The 17210-nt window shown below is 42.1% G+C and carries 15 protein-coding genes; 4 read left to right on the plus strand and 11 right to left on the minus strand.

Features of this window, described 5'->3' with window-relative positions:
* Window positions 1–2 precede the first annotated feature (2 nt).
* From nadE to B9A22_RS04195, 3 genes are all read right to left on the minus strand, one after another.
* On the minus strand, window positions 3–821 hold the full coding sequence (gene nadE / locus B9A22_RS04185) for an ammonia-dependent NAD(+) synthetase (protein ID WP_084574463.1): 819 nt from the start codon (window positions 819–821) through the stop codon (window positions 3–5).
* A gap of 16 nt (window positions 822–837) precedes the next feature.
* Window positions 838–1488 carry a nicotinate (nicotinamide) nucleotide adenylyltransferase gene (nadD, locus tag B9A22_RS04190; RefSeq protein WP_084574464.1) on the minus strand — a complete coding sequence of 217 codons (651 nt, stop codon included), beginning with the start codon at window positions 1486–1488 and terminating at the stop codon, window positions 838–840.
* A 265-nt stretch (window positions 1489–1753) separates the two neighbouring features.
* The gene (locus B9A22_RS04195; protein ID WP_176215391.1) at window positions 1754–4114 is read right to left on the minus strand and encodes an ATP-dependent DNA helicase; all 2361 of its coding nucleotides are present in this window, start codon (window positions 4112–4114) and stop codon (window positions 1754–1756) included.
* A 344-nt stretch (window positions 4115–4458) separates the two neighbouring features.
* Here B9A22_RS04195 and B9A22_RS04200 point away from each other — a divergent pair, with 344 nt between their 5' ends.
* Window positions 4459–5424, plus strand: coding sequence for an alpha/beta hydrolase (locus B9A22_RS04200; RefSeq protein WP_176215392.1), 966 nt, complete (start codon window positions 4459–4461; stop codon window positions 5422–5424).
* Window positions 5425–5492: 68 nt separating this feature from the next.
* A complete protein-coding gene (locus tag B9A22_RS25255) occupies window positions 5493–5630 on the plus strand; it encodes a hypothetical protein (RefSeq protein ID WP_176215393.1) in 138 nt (45 codons plus the stop codon).
* Between the two features lie 190 nt (window positions 5631–5820).
* Here B9A22_RS25255 and B9A22_RS04205 read toward each other — a convergent pair whose 3' ends face one another.
* The 3 genes from B9A22_RS04205 to B9A22_RS04215 all read right to left on the minus strand — a co-directional run bounded on the left by B9A22_RS04205 (window position 5821) and on the right by B9A22_RS04215 (window position 9314).
* Window positions 5821–6264 (minus strand): YmaF family protein, encoded by a 444-nt coding sequence (locus B9A22_RS04205; protein WP_176215394.1) that lies wholly within the window; start codon window positions 6262–6264, stop codon window positions 5821–5823.
* Between the two features lie 259 nt (window positions 6265–6523).
* Complete coding sequence (locus B9A22_RS04210; RefSeq protein WP_245823786.1) at window positions 6524–8056, minus strand: protein adenylyltransferase SelO; 1533 nt, start codon at window positions 8054–8056, stop codon at window positions 6524–6526.
* A gap of 166 nt (window positions 8057–8222) precedes the next feature.
* Window positions 8223–9314: a GGDEF domain-containing protein gene (locus tag B9A22_RS04215; protein WP_139796160.1), complete on the minus strand. Its 1092-nt coding sequence runs from the start codon at window positions 9312–9314 to the stop codon at window positions 8223–8225.
* A 122-nt stretch (window positions 9315–9436) separates the two neighbouring features.
* Here B9A22_RS04215 and B9A22_RS04220 point away from each other — a divergent pair, with 122 nt between their 5' ends.
* A complete protein-coding gene (locus B9A22_RS04220; RefSeq protein WP_139796161.1) occupies window positions 9437–9811 on the plus strand; it encodes a VOC family protein in 375 nt (124 codons plus the stop codon).
* A 131-nt stretch (window positions 9812–9942) separates the two neighbouring features.
* Here the strand turns inward: B9A22_RS04220 and B9A22_RS04225 are convergent, their stop codons facing one another.
* The 4 genes from B9A22_RS04225 to B9A22_RS04240 all read right to left on the minus strand — a co-directional run bounded on the left by B9A22_RS04225 (window position 9943) and on the right by B9A22_RS04240 (window position 13808).
* Window positions 9943–10287: a hypothetical protein gene (locus B9A22_RS04225; RefSeq protein WP_176215395.1), complete on the minus strand. Its 345-nt coding sequence runs from the start codon at window positions 10285–10287 to the stop codon at window positions 9943–9945.
* 288 nt (window positions 10288–10575) lie between these two features.
* Window positions 10576–11835 carry an MFS transporter gene (locus B9A22_RS04230; RefSeq protein WP_084574471.1) on the minus strand — a complete coding sequence of 420 codons (1260 nt, stop codon included), beginning with the start codon at window positions 11833–11835 and terminating at the stop codon, window positions 10576–10578.
* A 79-nt stretch (window positions 11836–11914) separates the two neighbouring features.
* A complete protein-coding gene (locus B9A22_RS04235) occupies window positions 11915–13180 on the minus strand; it encodes an L-cysteine desulfidase family protein (RefSeq protein WP_084574472.1) in 1266 nt (421 codons plus the stop codon).
* A 28-nt stretch (window positions 13181–13208) separates the two neighbouring features.
* Window positions 13209–13808: an L-2-amino-thiazoline-4-carboxylic acid hydrolase gene (locus tag B9A22_RS04240; protein ID WP_245823788.1), complete on the minus strand. Its 600-nt coding sequence runs from the start codon at window positions 13806–13808 to the stop codon at window positions 13209–13211.
* Window positions 13809–14128: 320 nt separating this feature from the next.
* On the opposite strand from B9A22_RS04240, the gene B9A22_RS04245 reads away from it, so the two are divergent.
* On the plus strand, window positions 14129–14776 hold the full coding sequence (locus tag B9A22_RS04245) for a GntR family transcriptional regulator (protein WP_084574474.1): 648 nt from the start codon (window positions 14129–14131) through the stop codon (window positions 14774–14776).
* A gap of 83 nt (window positions 14777–14859) precedes the next feature.
* Here B9A22_RS04245 and B9A22_RS04250 read toward each other — a convergent pair whose 3' ends face one another.
* Complete coding sequence (locus B9A22_RS04250; protein ID WP_084574475.1) at window positions 14860–17202, minus strand: hydratase; 2343 nt, start codon at window positions 17200–17202, stop codon at window positions 14860–14862.
* Between the last annotated feature and the right edge of the window lie 8 nt (window positions 17203–17210).

Here is a 17210-nt window from a genome sequence, read left to right on the forward strand (position 1 = left end):
TTTCACCCCTGTTTTATACTGTCGTAGATTGTTATCGGTGGTTTTGTCTTGTGATCGCCCTTTAAATAAAAGGCATAAATCTTATCAAATACTTCATCGCAGACTTCTTTTCCGGTAAGAAAGTTCTCAATATCTTGGTAAGTGAACCCAAGCTCATCTTCATCAGGTCTACAAGGTGTATTATCCAAAAGGTCAGGGGAAGGAGTTTTTTGATAAAATCGTTCGGGAGAATCCAGAGTTTTAAGCAATTCTGCACCTTGAAATTTAGTTAATCCAAAGATCGGCAGAATGTCGGCGGCTCCATCTCCGAATTTGGTGTAGAAACGAGTACAATTCTCAGAAGCATGGTCGGTTCCCAGTACTGCAAGCTCCTGCATTCCAGCTACCGCATATTGAGCCACCATGCGAATCCGTGCTTTTACATTACCCTTATGATAATCTGTAAGAGGTTCTCCCGTAGCTCGTTCATACTCGATACAAAAAGCATCTACGATAGGTTTGATATTAAGGTTAAACACATTGTCCGGTTTAATAAAATCAATAGCGAGCTCAACGTCTTCTGCATCTTTCTGCACTCCGTAAGGAAGCTTCATAGCAACAAATCTTTTCCCCTCCAAACTTACGGCTGTTTGCGCTAGTCTGCCCGACAGCGTCGAATCTTGCCCGCCAGATAGTCCGAGGACAAATCCATTAAGCCCGGTTTCTCGTAAAAAAGACCGTAAAAATTGGACCCGCTCATAAATTTCCTGGCTCGGATTAACCTCCGGGAGAGTTTTTACTTCCTCAATTATTCTTTGTTGAATTTCTTTGTTATAAGCCATTTTAATCCTTCCTTTCTTATCCTAAATTTCGAACATCCAGTTCGTCTAATTTCATAACGCAATCTCCTTTTAAGTAAACATTATTGTTTTTGATATACCAGTACACAGCTTCAGGAAGCAAATACCGGGGATCTGCACCGCTTTCAAATTCTTCTCTTATGTAACTTGAACTAATTTCATTTACTATGCCTTTATAAATCAGGCTAAAGTTCCTATGATACTTACGAAGCAGTGGGGTTTTGGCGATTATCTCACCCATAGGAATGTTTTGACGTTCAATTACAATAAATTTAGTAGATTGAATAAATTTTTCTCCATAAGTCCAATTAGGCAATGCTGCTAAAAGGTCTGCTCCCATCAGAAAAAACAATTCATCGTCCGGGTATTTTTCCCGAAAATGTTCCATAGTAAAATAGCTATATTGCTTGCCTGAGATAGCCTTCATTTCGTGATCATCAATCTCAAATATGCTATTTTCAGCCACAGCTAATCTGAGCATTTCCATCCGATGAAGGTCTGCTACCTCGATATTCTTATCTGTGCGTTTGGATGAAGAAGGAAGTAAAATAACCTTATCTAATTCTTCTCTTTGCGCAATTGTGTTTCCTGACCAGAGATGCCCATTCGTTGGAGGATTGAATGAAGAACCATAAATACCTATTCGCATTACATCACCCGACTTATTAGTATTTTACTATTAAGTACTTTTGATATTAGTATATGACTACTAAGTAAAAATTGCAAGTATTTTATAAAAATGACATAACAAAAAAAATGCTAAAAGCCAGAATTTCTCAACGTATAGAAATTCTGGCTTTTATTTCGTTTATCTCTTAACAATAAAATTCGTATTTCACTTGTGGATCGAGTCTGATCTCTTCCACATTTTTTGGTTACAAATGCTTGAACGCTTAAACTTGATCCTCTGTGTCTCAGCCTTGCCAAAACCCTTTTGCCTTTGCATAGATACTGTGAACATTTTTAGCACTTACTGCACCATGCCATTCTGGTGGGAATAGCCTCCGATACCTTGATTGCGATAGTCTTTCGTCAATTAGGAGAACCAGCCCCCGATCCTGTTCGGTTCGAATTACACGCCCTGCTGCTTGTAAGACCTTGTTCATTCCCGGATAGACATAAGCGTACTCATACCCCTGGCGGTTATTTTTATCAAACCACTGTCTGATAATCTCACGCTCTAAGCATACTTTCGGTAACCCTACACCAACAATAATGGCTCCAATGAGCCGCTCACCGGTTAAATCAATTCCTTCACCAAATACTCCTCCAAGGACAGCGAAGCCCACAAGTGTCTCGACATTATCACCGGAAAACTGGCACAAAAATTCGGCACGTTCTTCTTCTGTCATCTCTCCGATTTGACGTACGACTCTAATTAATGGGTTTTTCAACGAAAATCGCTGATACACTTCCTCCATATAGCGATAGGAAGGCAAAAATACCAAGTAGTTCCCGGCTCTTGCTTTGATTGCAGCTGTTGTACTTTCAACAATAAGGTCGTATGTCTTTTCCCGTGTTTTATAAGTAGTACTAATATTATCGGCGACTAAGAGGGCCAAATTATTGTGGGTAAACGGAGAAGGAACTACAATTTTACCATCCCCTTCCTCACCGCCTAATATCTCTAAAAAGTAATTGAGGGGAGTTAATGTAGCCGAGAAATAGATGGCCGCTCGCCCTCGTTTGACAGCCTGCTTCAATAACTCGGAGGGGTTAACGCAAAAAAGCTTTAGTTTTATATCTTTGTCTATTTTCTCAACATATGTCACATACCGTTCATCGTACATCTCGGAAGTCCGCAGGTAAGCGTTGACTTTGAAATAAATATCCATTAGTTCTTCGCGGAAATCTGCCTGTTGATTTTTGGCCAGCCATTTTTCGGCCAAATCCATAAATTTTCTTAACAGTGGCAAAATGTCGGTCAGCGATTGTTCTCGGATAAAGTAGTCGAATTCTCCCACTGCCGGTTTTTCGACACACGACTTTCCGGTCTTCAGTAAAAACGTGTTTATCTTGCCAGCAGCTTTAGCAAGCTGTGGGAGCTGGTCATTAACACTTTTCTTTATATCAAGAAAACTCTGCTTAGTTATTTCGGCTGAAAACATGTCCCGAGCGCGGTCAACAAGATTATGAGCCTCGTCGATAAGAAAGCAATATTGTGCATCATTTTCATGAAAGAACTGCTTTAGATACACCCGGGGGTCAAATACATAGTTATAGTCACAGATGACTGCATCGGTCCAAAAGGCTAACTCCAGGGACAACTCAAATGGACAAATTCTATGTTCCCTGGCGCACTGTTCAATCGCCTCACGCGTAAAGGCTTCCAGCCGCCAACAGTCATTTAGAGCCAAATTAATTCGGTCATAATAGCCTTGAGCATAGGGACACTCCTCCGGCGTACATGCCGCCCCAGGCACAAAACAGGTTTTTTCTTTTGCCGTTAATGTCAGCGTTTTACATTTCAAACCAGCTTGCCGCAGCCGATCAAAAGCTTCTTCGGCTAGTTGGCGAGTTACTGTCTTAGCTGTGAGAAAAAATATTTTTTCCACATGCCCCATACCCAGGGCCTTAACGGCAGGAAAAACAGTTGCCATTGTCTTACCTGTGCCGGTTGGTGCTTGAGCAAACAGTTTAAGCCCCATACTCAGTGTCTTATATACCGCAACAGCCAGCTGCCGCTGGCCATGGCGAAATGCGGAAAAGGGAAATTGTAATAGTTGTGCAGAGTTATTCCGTTCATTGATCCATTCCCCAAGCCGGTTGGCCCACATAGCGTACTCAGTAATCAAGCAGTTAAAAAAATCTGACAGTTCTAAAATAGAGTATCTTTGTTTAAAAGCTTTGATTTCTAAAGTAGTAACCTGGCAGTAAGAAATTTGCACACTGACTTGCTTAAGGCCATGCTGTACGGCATAAATATAGGCGTAGCACTTAGCCTGCGCCCAGTGCAGCAGATTATGACCTTCCTCAATGGCCTCAAGCTCTTCGGTTACTGACTTGATCTCATCAATTGTTACCTGCACCATGCCGGCTTCATCTTTTGCCGTAATTACGCCGTCGGCACGACCGCTGATCTGTATTTTTACATCAGGTCGCTCAACAACGATAGATAAACTTATCTCCGGTTCATACTCTGATCCCTGTGATTTTTGAATATGACGATGGATTCTGCTTCCGTCGACCATCCGTGAACTACCGGTAAAGGCTGCGGACAAATCCCCTGACCGGAGCACAAACTCAACCAAACTCCGCACCGAAGTTTTAATCACTTTATCTGAAGACATATATCATTACCCTTCGGCTTCATTATTGTTTCTTTGTTACATCTTAATTCCAAAATTCTTTGTTTTTCAATAAAATTCTATTGATAATCAATAAGTCATTTACCACAGGAAACTCAAAACTCCTGCCAAACTAGAGAGAGCTAGAAAAATAAAGTTCCTGTTAGGGCAGCGATTATGTTCGCTGTCTTTTTTGCTGTTTCTGTAATATTTGATACTCCATTTGGAATCCTATGGTACAGATTGCATTGCTGAACTTCCAACTCTATGTCGTAACTACACATATTAGTGCTACTAGCAACAGCATCCTGTTTAAGTCAGAGGTACCACGGATGGATACTCCATTGCAAATACATAAACGCAAAGTCTACACAACTACTGCTATAGGTCTTATCTTCTTGGTTCTCCTTATCTCAAGCTTACTATTTCTCTTAGGAGGACTGATTTTTCATACCGAATTTTGTTTGTTAAATACAAGAATCGAGTTTTTACATTATAAGAACCTGCAATCCAGACTTAAGTATGGCCTGCAAGATCAGGGATGGCAGCCAATTAGACTACAATCTCGGTTTGGCTATGAACTTATAGGCACATTTATACTAAACCCAAGACCATCGAATAAGACAATAATATTCCTTCATGGCATATCAGCCACACAAGCCATGGGAATGCATTATGTGGAAATGTATTTGAACGAAGGTTATAATCTTTTAATTTACGACTCACGCAGCCACGGGGCAAGCAGTGGCGCTTGTACAACCTGGGGTTACTATGAAAAGTATGATCTTGACCAATGGATAGATTGGCTTTTAGAAAGAAACCCGCAGAGCACCATAGGCGTGCATGGGGTATCAATGGGTGCCGCAACTGCGCTCATGCATACAGCACTGAATGAACCGTCGAAACGTGTAAAATTTTACATTGCCGATAGTCCCTATAGTGATCTGACAAAGTTAATCACTCAAAAAATAATAACTTATACACAATCTCAGTACCCGTTATGGATACATATCCTTGTAAAATGCGCCAGTCTAGTATCCTATTTCCAGTCTGATTTCTTATACGAAGAAGTATCACCAATTAAAAATTTAACGAATGTGACTACTCCTATACTCTATCTTCATAGTGAGGCAGATGTGATTGTGCCTGTAGAAATGAGCCGCGAACTGTACGAGGCAACAAACGGCTATCGAGAATTACACACATTCCCTAACATAAAGCACGGCAGGGCTGCTATCGATAGAAAAAGTGAGTATCAGGACATTGTGGTAAAATTTCTCCACATCGTAGATGAATAGCTATTCGCTTCACTCGAATATTTTATATTTCTTAATGGAACCCTACTCCAAACAGGAGGTGATATAAATTGGAGAAATTGGGACAGAAGTCTTCCGCTGAAGAAACGAAAGAACAAAAAGCAGTTGATAGTTTAACCCATCGACCCGATCAAAATTTAAAAGACAAATTATCTAATGTTGTTGAAGTAATTGACAGTCTTCCCTAGTTCTTTATTTAAACGGTGGCATTCGCTACCGTTTTGTAATTATAGCAATCTATTGCATTTTGAAAAAAGTCAAGACAAGCTGCCGTACTGTCGCTTGTCTTGACTTCATAAATCTATTCCCTGTTGCTAATCGGGCCAAAAGTATCTCGCTTTACCGTCGGGCCTTATTTTCAGCGGCCTCGCTTTTCCATTACTCATCTTCGCGCTTACAGTCCTTATGATCGTGATCACAGTCTTTGTGGTCGCAGTCACAGTCTTTATGATCGCAGTCACATTTCTTTTTGTCTGGCGCAGTGTCCGTCGTACTGTTAAAGCAATGTGTATGCCCAAGAACTAAGCTTGTTTCCCCGCAAAATTGATGTGTGTGCTCATCACCAGCCACTTCAATAGCTGGCCCTGTCACCACATCAACTACGTGCCAATGAACTGGTCCGCCTTTTGGATCGGAAGTAGTTAGAACGTGAATACAATGAACGTGACTATGTCCTGAATAAAGTGCCGGACCAGTTGTTCCTAAAATACCATGTTGGTGATCGCGAGCTACATCCGCGATAGTGATAAACGCATGATTGTGCTCTGTGTTTTGGCAAACGGGCTCGACATAATAGTGCTGCCTCTGATCTTCTTCACTCAAAAGCATCACCTCCTTTATTAACATAATATTCTACAAGGCAAATTAAGTGACTATCTAAACCATAAATATTCTATAGTTACTTTCAGTAAAAGGGAAAGGCTACTTCCGCACTATTAACGCTACACTCAGCATGTGTTTTGATAGAAGGGTAAAAAAATAATGCTACCCAAAGTTAAGGGGCAGCATTATCTGTACTAATAGTAAACCATGACAAAACTTGATTGCGAAAAATAGAAAGACCATCCCTAATGCTTCTATATCAGGTACCGCAAAAGGTTCGGTAAGGACTGGTTGATAATGCAGGCAGTGTGGAGTAATCAGCCTGTTCGGGCGAGTGCGCGTAAGGGCTTGAAAGAACATCAAGAAGCCGTTCCATCACACAATAGTCTCCTTCTTTCACTGCGGCTTCTAATGCGGCTTCTACCCGGTGGTTGCGAGGGATTAGCGCCGGATTGCAGTTCCGCATCAATTGATGCGAGGAGGCTTTCGGTTCCTGCGGCCTGCCTAGTCTCGCCTGCCACAGCTCATGCCACTGAGCAAATTCTGTGGTACCAAACAGGACCGTGTCCTCTGGCGTATCAAAAGTTAATGCGCGGAAAGTATTGGTATAGTCCGCACGATACTTCTGCATCATACTGAGGAGGCCTTCAATAAGAGATTCATCCTGTGCCTCTTCGTTAAATATCCCAAGTTTTGCTCTCATTCCCGCGAGCCAATTACAGTGATATAACTCAGTGAAATTTGAAATCGCATCCTGGGCCAGTTTGACAGCCTGCTCCTGATCGACATGCAGCAGCGGCAATAGGGTTTCAGCAAATCGCGCGAGATTCCACCCGGCAATAAGCGGCTGATTGCTATAGGCATAGCGGCCTTGAGTGTCGATGGAACTAAAGACTGTTGCCGGGTCATAGGCATCCATAAAGGCGCAAGGACCATAATCAATAGTTTCTCCACTAAGGGTCATGTTGTCGGTGTTCATCACCCCGTGGATAAAGCCAACCAGTTGCCATTTGGCAATCAGCACGGCCTGATGCTTGATCACTTCCTGAAGTAGCGAAAGATATCGACTCTCGTCAGCTTCAATGTCTGGAAAATGGCGCTTTAGTGTATAGTCAGCCAGGACCCGGAGATCCTCGATAGTGCCCCATGTTGAAACGTACTGAAAAGTGCCGACGCGCAGATGACTGGTAGCCACGCGAGTCAGAATTGCACCCGGCTGGTTGGTTTCGCGGATTACTGACTCACCGGTTATCACCACCGCTAGGCTGCGGGTGGTAGCAATACCAAGCGCATGCATTGCTTCGCTGATGATGTATTCGCGCAGCATCGGTCCAAGTGCGGCTCGACCATCGCCCCGACGGGAGTATGGCGTTTTACCTGCACCCTTGAGCTGAATATCAAACCGTTCACCTAGGGGAGTGATCTGCTCGCCTATGAGCAAAGCTCGGCCGTCCCCTAACATCGTAAAATGCCCAAATTGATGCCCCGCATAAGCTTGAGCAAGCGGCAAAGCGCCTTCAGGAATCCGGTTGCCAGCAAGCACCGCTACGCCATCTTTGCTTTGCAGTGCCTGGACATTCAACCCCAGGGATGTTGCCAAGGGATAATTAAGAATGATCAACTTCGGTGAACGTACAGGGGTTGGGTTGAAGCTGCTAAAAAACGTTTCTGGCAGACGGGCATAACTGTTGTCTAAGTTCCATCCTGTTTCTATTATCGTTCCTGTTATCATCGAGTCTCCTTTTCTTCTTTTGTCTTTTTGATACCTAGTTTTTTCTTTTACATCAAACAAAAAAAATCATAGGCATCCCTATGATTTTTTTGTTATCTCTTTCTATTCCAACACAAGGCAGCCTGTTTTAGTGTCTACTGCTGCCAATTTATTATACCCTTCACCTATAGCTGGCGCCCGTTAATGCGCCTATCTCCAATGCTTCGTCGTTTGTCAGAAGTTCACCCTACAGCACTTCAATCCGTCCTCGTCCATTCCGCTTGGCATGATATAGGGCTTCGTCTGCCCTCTTTAGTACGCTCTCAAAGGACGAATCCTGATCCCTCGCTTCGGCAATGCCAATACTGATGCTGAAGGTGATCGTTTTACCGTGATATATGATAGGATTTCTATTAACGCCAAGCCTAAGTCTTTCGGCAATCTGTTTTGATTGTTCACTCGGGAGGTTGAGTAATACCAGAACAAATTCATCGCCACCTAATCGACCCCAGATGTTTTTTTCATAAAGGCTATTCGCCACATAGGCTGCAAATTCGCGCAAAATCATATCTCCTACGGCATGCCCATAGCTGTCATTTAGTTTTTTAAAGTAATCAATGTCAATCATCAGGACAGAAAACGATTGACCACTACTTCTAAATCTCTCAAATTCCTTGGTTGTGAGATGTACTAGTTTTCGCCGGTTTAATATCCCGGTAAGATGATCAATTGATGCCAACCTATTCAATTCCTCTTTGGCCCGAGTCTCATCTAAACGCGCCTTAAATTCAGTGCGTCGGTGTTTTTCCAGTGAAGATGAAAAAATAACACCTAGGACGTTGGCCATAACAAATGCTGCCAGCATGATATGAAGGGAATGTAGGCTGACTGATTCAGAGAACCTCCAGTGCAGAGTCAGCGTACCGATAGATAGAATGAGGGGAGGTACAACTCTTATGCAGAATCTATTGGGAAACACCATATAGGCACTGAACAGAATCAACATGGTGATTGATCCGTTTGGAGGGACATAGGGAGCCCAGCTATAGTTAATGAATAATACAACGGCAGTAGCAAACATAGCCCAGCGTAGGAAAATGTAATCATACTCCCGGCCAGTGGAAACTTTAAACAGAGCGTAAATAGTATAAAGAGAAAATACGAAAAATACTAGTCGTATTGCTAATGAAAGCACAAATTTACTGCTATAACCAAAAAGGAGATAATCCGAATATGCAAAGAGGAGAACGGGAATTAACCAGACAGCAATGGCCACTCTGGTATGCCGGGCATCTGCAACTAGGTAATAGGCCCGGTATATAGACTCAAAATCATCCATTATATCGGCTCGAGCTTTCACCAACAAAACATCATCATTCTTCCTTATGCTAGTATTTCTAACATATTTCGGTAAACTAATGATATATTCCTTCTACAATAATATTAGGAGTGTGACGAAAAATGGCTGAGACAATGAATCCGGTAATTTGGTTCGAAATTCCTGTGGTGGATATGGAAAGAGGCAAAACTTTCTATGAAGCGGTGTTTAACCTAAAACTAACTATTGTCGACATGGGACCGAGGCAGATGGCGATGTTTCCGATGGAAATGGGTGTTGCTGGAATTGGCGGGGCGCTGGTGAAGGAGGAACACTTTGTGCCGTCCTATGCTGGCACGATAGTGTACTTTTCTGTGGCTGACATCACCGGCACACTGAACAAGGTAGTTGTGAACAAAGGCAAAGAGCTTATCCCTAAGACGAGTATCGGGGAATACGGTTTTTGCGCTTATTTTGAAGACAGTGAGGGCAACCGGATTGGATTACACACGATGTAGTAATCCCTGCCACCTAAAGAGAGTCTAGGGGTGAGCTGCGCCATTTCTGTTTTGATCAACAGTTACATAACAAAAGATCCTGGACTTAGTCCAGGATCTTTTGTTATGTAAACACGCCTTTTCTGAGCGAATTAATGCTTCACATCAAATAAAATTTTATAAAAATAACCCTGTTTTTTATCTTCATACAGCCAAATCAATGGCTTAGTACGTTTTTGCAAATAACCCCAGTCGATAGTGACTGCTACTACCCTATTGAAAGTGCGACTAGAAGAGTCATTGAAACGCAGTGCCACTTGCAGTGAACGGCTGTTATCATTTTTGTTTAGTTCAAACTGTTCTAAAATTCTTGTATCGTCATTTTCCTGCAGATTATCAAAGACTTTTACCTGGCGGCCAACAGTATTTTTCAATATTTCCTGGAGGCTGGAGTATACACCGTCAAATCGATTGTTCATTAATACACCTGCTTTCAAAATGTTTCCCGAACAATGAGAAGAGAAGATACGCCGCAGACAGTTAACTGAACTGTTTTTGCCAACCAATAATCTTGCCTAAAATAACTATATAAGGGCTAACGCAAATAAGCAAACTGAATTTACTGAATGTTACTAAAATAGAACTGAAGTGGTGAAAAACGCAACTGAAGTGGTCGGCTAACATTGCGCCACTTCCACCCGTAACCCTATCGGATTATAAATAAAACTGAGCGCCATCAGTTTAGGTTACTGGGCGCTCAATTTTATTAATTTAAACTCTATTCATTAATTTTCAGTCGCCGACACAAAACGAGTATCAGCTTTCGGTGGTAGTTTGACTAAGGATACAACTAATGCTGTAAAGACTAATGCGCCACCCATAAAGATGAATGCAGCATTATAACCGGACATACCAACTAAATAGCCGATTATAATTGGAGATAAGATGCCGCCTATACTGCCACCTGCATTCATAACGCCGGTCGCCATACCAACATAACTGCGTTTAACCGATTCCATTGGCATAGCCCATAAGGGACCAAACGCCATACCTACAAGAAATCCTGTGCAAACCAGCAGTCCCATAGCAATATTTTCTGTTGGGGCTGCAACAACACCATAAAGCACCGGCCCGGCTGCTAAATTCACAAGAATTGCCTGCATTTTACGGTGACCAGCAAACACTTTATCGGAAAGCCAGCCGCCAAACGGTTGAGCGATACCCAGTGCTAAAAACGGTAATCCGGAGAAGATACCCATTTTCACCAATTCAAAGCCACGTGCTTTTACTAAATAACTAGGCAACCAGGATAATAAACCAAAGAATGCACACATAAAACCAAAATAAGTAAGAGCCAACAGGCAAATATTCCGATTTTTCAGTACACTCATAAGTCCCACACTAGTTTCGTCTGATGCTGCCGATGCTATTTCTACTTGTCCACTTTTAATATAATTAAGTTCCTCTTGTGTGATGTCAGGATCTTCTTCCGGAGAATTTTTTACTAGAAAGTACAATAATGGAAGAATTACAAAGCCCAATCCACCAAAAATATAGAATAGTGCATGCCAGCCCCAAAGACCAATAATAGCCACGGCGATTGACGGTGCAACAGCAGGACCGAAGGAACATGCAGAGGTAAAGATTGCATTAGCAGTTGCCCGTTCCTGATTGGGAAACCAGTTACTATTCAATTTGAAAGCGCAAGGCGGCTGAAGACCTTCGCCAATGCCAAAAAGTACACGTACGATAAAAAACTGGGAAAATGAACGCGCTACCCCTGTAGCCATCGTCATAATTGACCACCATATTAAGGCAACAATCAGCACCTTTTTAGGCCCAACTTTATCACTCAGATAGCCGCCGGGTATTTGAAAGATAGTATATGTTATAAAAAAGGCACTAAATAGATAACCGACTTGTTCCGGAGATAATGAGAATTCCTTGGATATCAGGGGCATAGCGACCGACAAATTTACCCGATCGAGAAATGCCACGAAAAATACGATCCATGATACGGCTAACACTACCCAACGTTTTTTCATATATCTTTCCTCCTATTAATCTATTAGATTGCATATTTAGTTAAGTTAAATATTCCAATACTAATAACATGATTGGAAATTACTTTCCTATCATAATATTAAGGATTTCTACATCGGTGGATTTCATGCCATAGCAGCCCATACGGCCAATATTTTGAATTGTCTGTTCGTAATCTTTTTCCACAAGTCCTTCTCCGAATGGAAAGAACAAATCGTGTTTTGCCATTTCATAGCCCATAATGCCCGCATCTACTGCACTGGAAATCTTTGCCGCGCAAGAAGCCTTGGCTCCATCGCATATAATGCCGCCCACATTACCCAAAGAATTGATGAGGGTCTTTCCAATGACATCATAATCAGCACCATTCAGATAAGCAATGCCGCAAGCTGCAGCCGCCCCAGCTGATACGGCTCCACAGTAAGCAGATAGGTTTCCAATATAGCGTTTCTGGTGAAGGGACAGAAGGTTGGTCAAAACAAGAGCCCTGTAAAGGGTATCCTCATCTACTCCAATCTCTTCAGCATAAACGACAACCGGCATAGTACAAGTAATCCCCTGATTGCCGCTTCCCGAGTTGATGACTACCGGGAGGGCACAACCATTCATTCTCGCATCGGAACCTGCTGCCGCTGCCGCTCTTGCCCTGATTCTTACATCATTACTGCCAAACTTTAAGAAAGTCTGTCCCACCTGGGCCCCCCATTTATTTGTCAAGCCTTCTTCTGATATGGCAGAATTGTACTTAATTTGTCTACCGATGATTTCTCTTATATCATCCAAATTTACTTCATTGGCAAACTGGAGTATGTCCCTGATATTGAGATTTGACTTATCCCCAGACTCTTGAATTGCAATATCAGGCTTTTCAAATATTAACTGACCATTTTTTTCTATTCTGGCAATGTGGTTGTGCTTGGTTCTTACTTCCACAGCTGCCGTTTCCTGTCCGGCTGTCAACTCTGCGCGGATGAAAAGATTTTCTTCTCCTTCTTCCAGCTCACAGCTACATATTCCCTGGCTATATAACGTTCTGGTCTTATCGATGTCTTCCTGTTTTACTTGGCTGATGGCCTCAAGCTCCAGTTCTGGCTTCCCTGCGACAATGCCTAAAATGGCTGCCACTTCTACGCCCTTCTGACCGCCGGAATTAGGCACTACAACACCCTTCACATTTTTAATAATATTGCCGCTGCAACGGACAACCATCTGTTCCGGTGTCCGCCCAAGGACCTCTCTTGCCTTTGCAGCTGTAAAGGCAATGGCAATCGGTTCCGTGCAGCCCATAGCCGGAATCAATTCTCCTTTTAATATCGTAACATAATTATCGTATTTCATCTTATCCATTAAGAGTTCTCCTTTTTTCAATGCTCAATTACTTATCATTTTTGAAAAAGGATACCTGACAGGTACTGCAACCTTTAGCAATGGTATCTCCCAAATGGAATTCAAATCCCATAGCCTTGGCAATGCCTCTGTCACCATCCATAGCTATGTCGCATAATTTCTCGCAGGTCGCATCATCAAAGCCTAAATCCTGCCATGCTTTCAGCAGTGGGCAGTGATGGAATTCTAGATCCACTCTATCTTCAGTTTTGGTTTTGAATTCAATTTCAAAAGTCTTTACGACATTCGGAGTTAGGAAAGTCTCTGCAAAGCATGTAACGTTTTGGGGATCCTTGCATTGGGATTTGATTGCAGCGCCCTGGACCTCACCAGTTTCTGAAATTGCTTCACGTATGAATTTTTCTGCTTCTTCTGCCTTTCCTGCTTCTCTGGCCTTGGTGTACGTTAAACCGGTCCAGGTTGCACGATGTCCGATTGCACCTCTCTGAATGTCCACTACGGGGTCTCCTTTGATACTAATTTTGTTATTAATCATACTTTTTCTCCTCTCCTCATTACCACAGCGTCCTTCTAAGAAATCCGAACTCGTTCCGTCAGCACCTAATATGATCACAACAATACCCGGCATTTCCGCTTATAATCAGCATTAATTGCTGAATTTTACAATGCAATCATATATCTTGCTACAGTTCTGATCATATCACGCAAATTGATACCGGTCAATATTTTTTTAATAATTATAATAATCGACATTTTTTATACGTATTATTATATAAATACTGTATAAATATTGTAGTTTTAATCTAAATCATTTACATTTAGTATTTCGTGATATGATCAGTAATAGTAGTTTTATTTTAGTATTTATGCACTTCATGTTCATCTCATATTGACTTACCTTTTTTTTCAATATATAATTATTTGACAATGCTATTAAGGAGATATTTTATGGGCAAAGAAAATTTGGATACATTAAAGGATCAAGTTTATGATGCTTTGTTTTCTGATATTATCAATGGAGTATATCCTGCCGATACAATCCTGACTGAGAAATTTTTAATGGAAAAATATGGGGTTAGCCGTGCACCAATACGCGAAGCACTTACCCAGTTGACTGGAACCCATATCCTGTCCAGCATTCCCAGACAGGGATATAAAATTTTTCAGCCAAGTGAACAACAGTTGTTAGAAGTCATTAAATTCCGTTCTGCTTTGGAGTGTTCTTTTTTGGAAAGCTATTGTACCTATATCGATGAATCCCGGATCAAAGAACTGAGAAACACCTGTGTGGACTACATCAACTGTCCGACTAATGATTTCATGTCTCACTGGCACTACAACTGCCAGTTTCATCTGAAATTGTTCTCCATTTATGGCAACCATTACGCTTATAAACTCTTGGAAGATGCTTTGAACATTCAGACTATCTTTTTCGTACAAAAAAAACATTCCGCCACCATGGATTTGCACCTGGCTTTAGTTGACTATCTGGAAAAAGGCGAGATTACAACGGCTGTGACCATTTTAAAGGCAGATATTGAAAACCTGCTACTTCTGGGCACTGCTCCTACCCCAGTTGACCCAATCAGAAAATGATACATATCGCATCCTTACTATAAAATCCCGCTTTCAGGCCTTTTGGTCTAAAAGCGGGATTTTTCTACAATCTAAAGTATCATTTAGTTTTCAGCGTAGTAGTTTATTAGACACCCAGCCAAGATTATATCGCGATCGTCTTTAGAAAGATTCTCTAGTTTCAGTTCTAGATCAGTTTTACCTTGTTCATTTAGTACATATGCTTTTATTCTATCTGTCCCGTTTACAATACTTAGACGAATATTGGGGATAAAAATGTAATCATCCACTTTCAACTTATTGACCTCTTCACGATTCATAGTAAAAGGAATCATTCCCCAATTTATGACATTGCTGCGGTAGCGTTTTGTGGCATATTCAATGGCAATATTAGCATCACCACCCAGGACCTTCTGACAAGAAGCCGCCTGCTCCCTCGCCGAACCGTCACCCGGCTTTGCCGCATATATTACACTGCCTAGCCCAGTATTTTTAATTAGTTCCAGCAATTCCTCTGCGTTTAATTGATCCCCCGAAAAGATCGCTCGGAAGGTATCTATTAATCCGTGCAACTCCCCATTCTTCACACGCTTTTGCCGCTCTATCTCCAGTTGCTGCACAGCTTTAGCCCTGCCAACATACTCCGGATCTTTTCTCGATAGCGTAAACTCCGCTAATTTGAATGGGTTTGATCGATAGGATGATGTTTCCCCCGATGGAATCAGTTCATCAGTGGTTGTTACTGGATCGTGAATAACAGAAGCTAATTTAATCAGTAAGTTTTCCGGAAGAGGTCTAATCTCAGGCCAATTGGCAATGCCGGGACCATATTTCAGTTTATCCTCCGCCTTAGCCTCGCCAAAGCCTTGGTATACACGGTTATCATAAGACTGTTTGTCGAATTTATAGGATACAGGAGTTTCTTCATAATCTATCTCAGTCGCAGGTGTCAATAAGCCGCCATGTATCGCCGTTGCTGCAATAGACCGAGCATCCATCAAAGCCACTGAAGCTATCTGGCCATTTCCCGGTTTTGAGCCCTCTCTATTGGGGAAATTACGTGTTGCATGTCTGATACTCAAAGCATTATTAGCTGGCGTGTCGCCTGCTCCAAAACAAGGGCCGCAGAACGAAGTCTTAATGATCGTACCGGCACTAATCATTTTTTCAATAGAGCCATTCCTCATCAACTCAGCGAAAACTGGCTGACTTGCCGGATAAGCGCTCAAAGAAAAATCACCATTGCCAATGGATTTTCCATCTACGATTTTCGCAACTGCCGTAAGGTTTTCAAAAGTCCCCCCTGAGCATCCGACTACAATCCCTTGGTCAACCATTAGACGTCCATTGACCAGTTTATCGGTCAAATTGAAGTTCACATTGGGGTTTTCTAACTGCCTCTTACCTTCAATCTCGACTTCACGTAAAATATCAACAGCATTACGATTAAGTTCAGAAATTGAATAAACATTTCTCGGGTGAAACGGAAGGGCAATCATGGGAACAATGCGGTTTAAATCGACTTTTACCATGCTGTCATAGTAGCATACTGCGCCTGGTTCCAACTTACTGTAGTCTTTGCCCCGCCTGTGAATAGCAAAGTATTCAGCAACCTTCTCATCAGTTTGCCATATAGAGGATAAACACGTAGTTTCAGTAGTCATAACATCTATACCGTTACGGAAATCCACACTAAGATTATTTACACCTGGTCCAACAAATTCCATTACTTTATTTTTTACAAAACCATCTTTAAAGACAGCTCTGATAATAGCGAGAGCAACATCTTGCGGTCCGACGCCATTAACGGGCTGACCTTCTAGGTAAATCCCTACGACCTCTGGCCTAGGTGCATTATAGGTATGATTTAATAACTGTTTGACCAACTCAGGACCACCCTCACCAATAGCCATGGTCCCCAGAGCTCCATAGCGGGTATGACTATCTGAGCCCAAAATCATCTTGCCACATCCGGCCATAGTCTCCCGCATATACTGATGTATAACAGCCAGATGGGCCGGTACATAAATACCGCCGTACTTTTTAGCTGCAGACAAGCCAAAAGCATGGTCATCTTCATTAATGGTACCGCCAACAGCACATAGACTGTTATGACAATTAGTCAAAACATAAGGTACTGGAAATTCGTTAAGCCCGCTGGCAATGGCCGTCTGGATAATACCAACAAAAGTTATATCGTGAGAAGCGAGGGCATCAAATTTTAATTTCAGGTTACGTTTATCCTTTGAGGTATTATGTGCTTCCATAATCCTGCTGGTGATGGTGTTATTTCTTGCCACTTCCTTCGTTATCTCTGCTTCGGCTATTGGCTGAAGGTCTTCCCGGCGTAGCATGTCATTAACCTTGTCTACACCTAATTGATCTGCATCCTCTATAATGAGTTTTCCCCTCAGGAGATATACGCCATTTTCAACTAACTCAACCATATTTCCAC

The sequence above is a fragment of the Sporomusa malonica genome (genome assembly GCF_900176355.1).
Lineage (GTDB): Bacteria > Bacillota > Negativicutes > Sporomusales > Sporomusaceae > Sporomusa > Sporomusa malonica.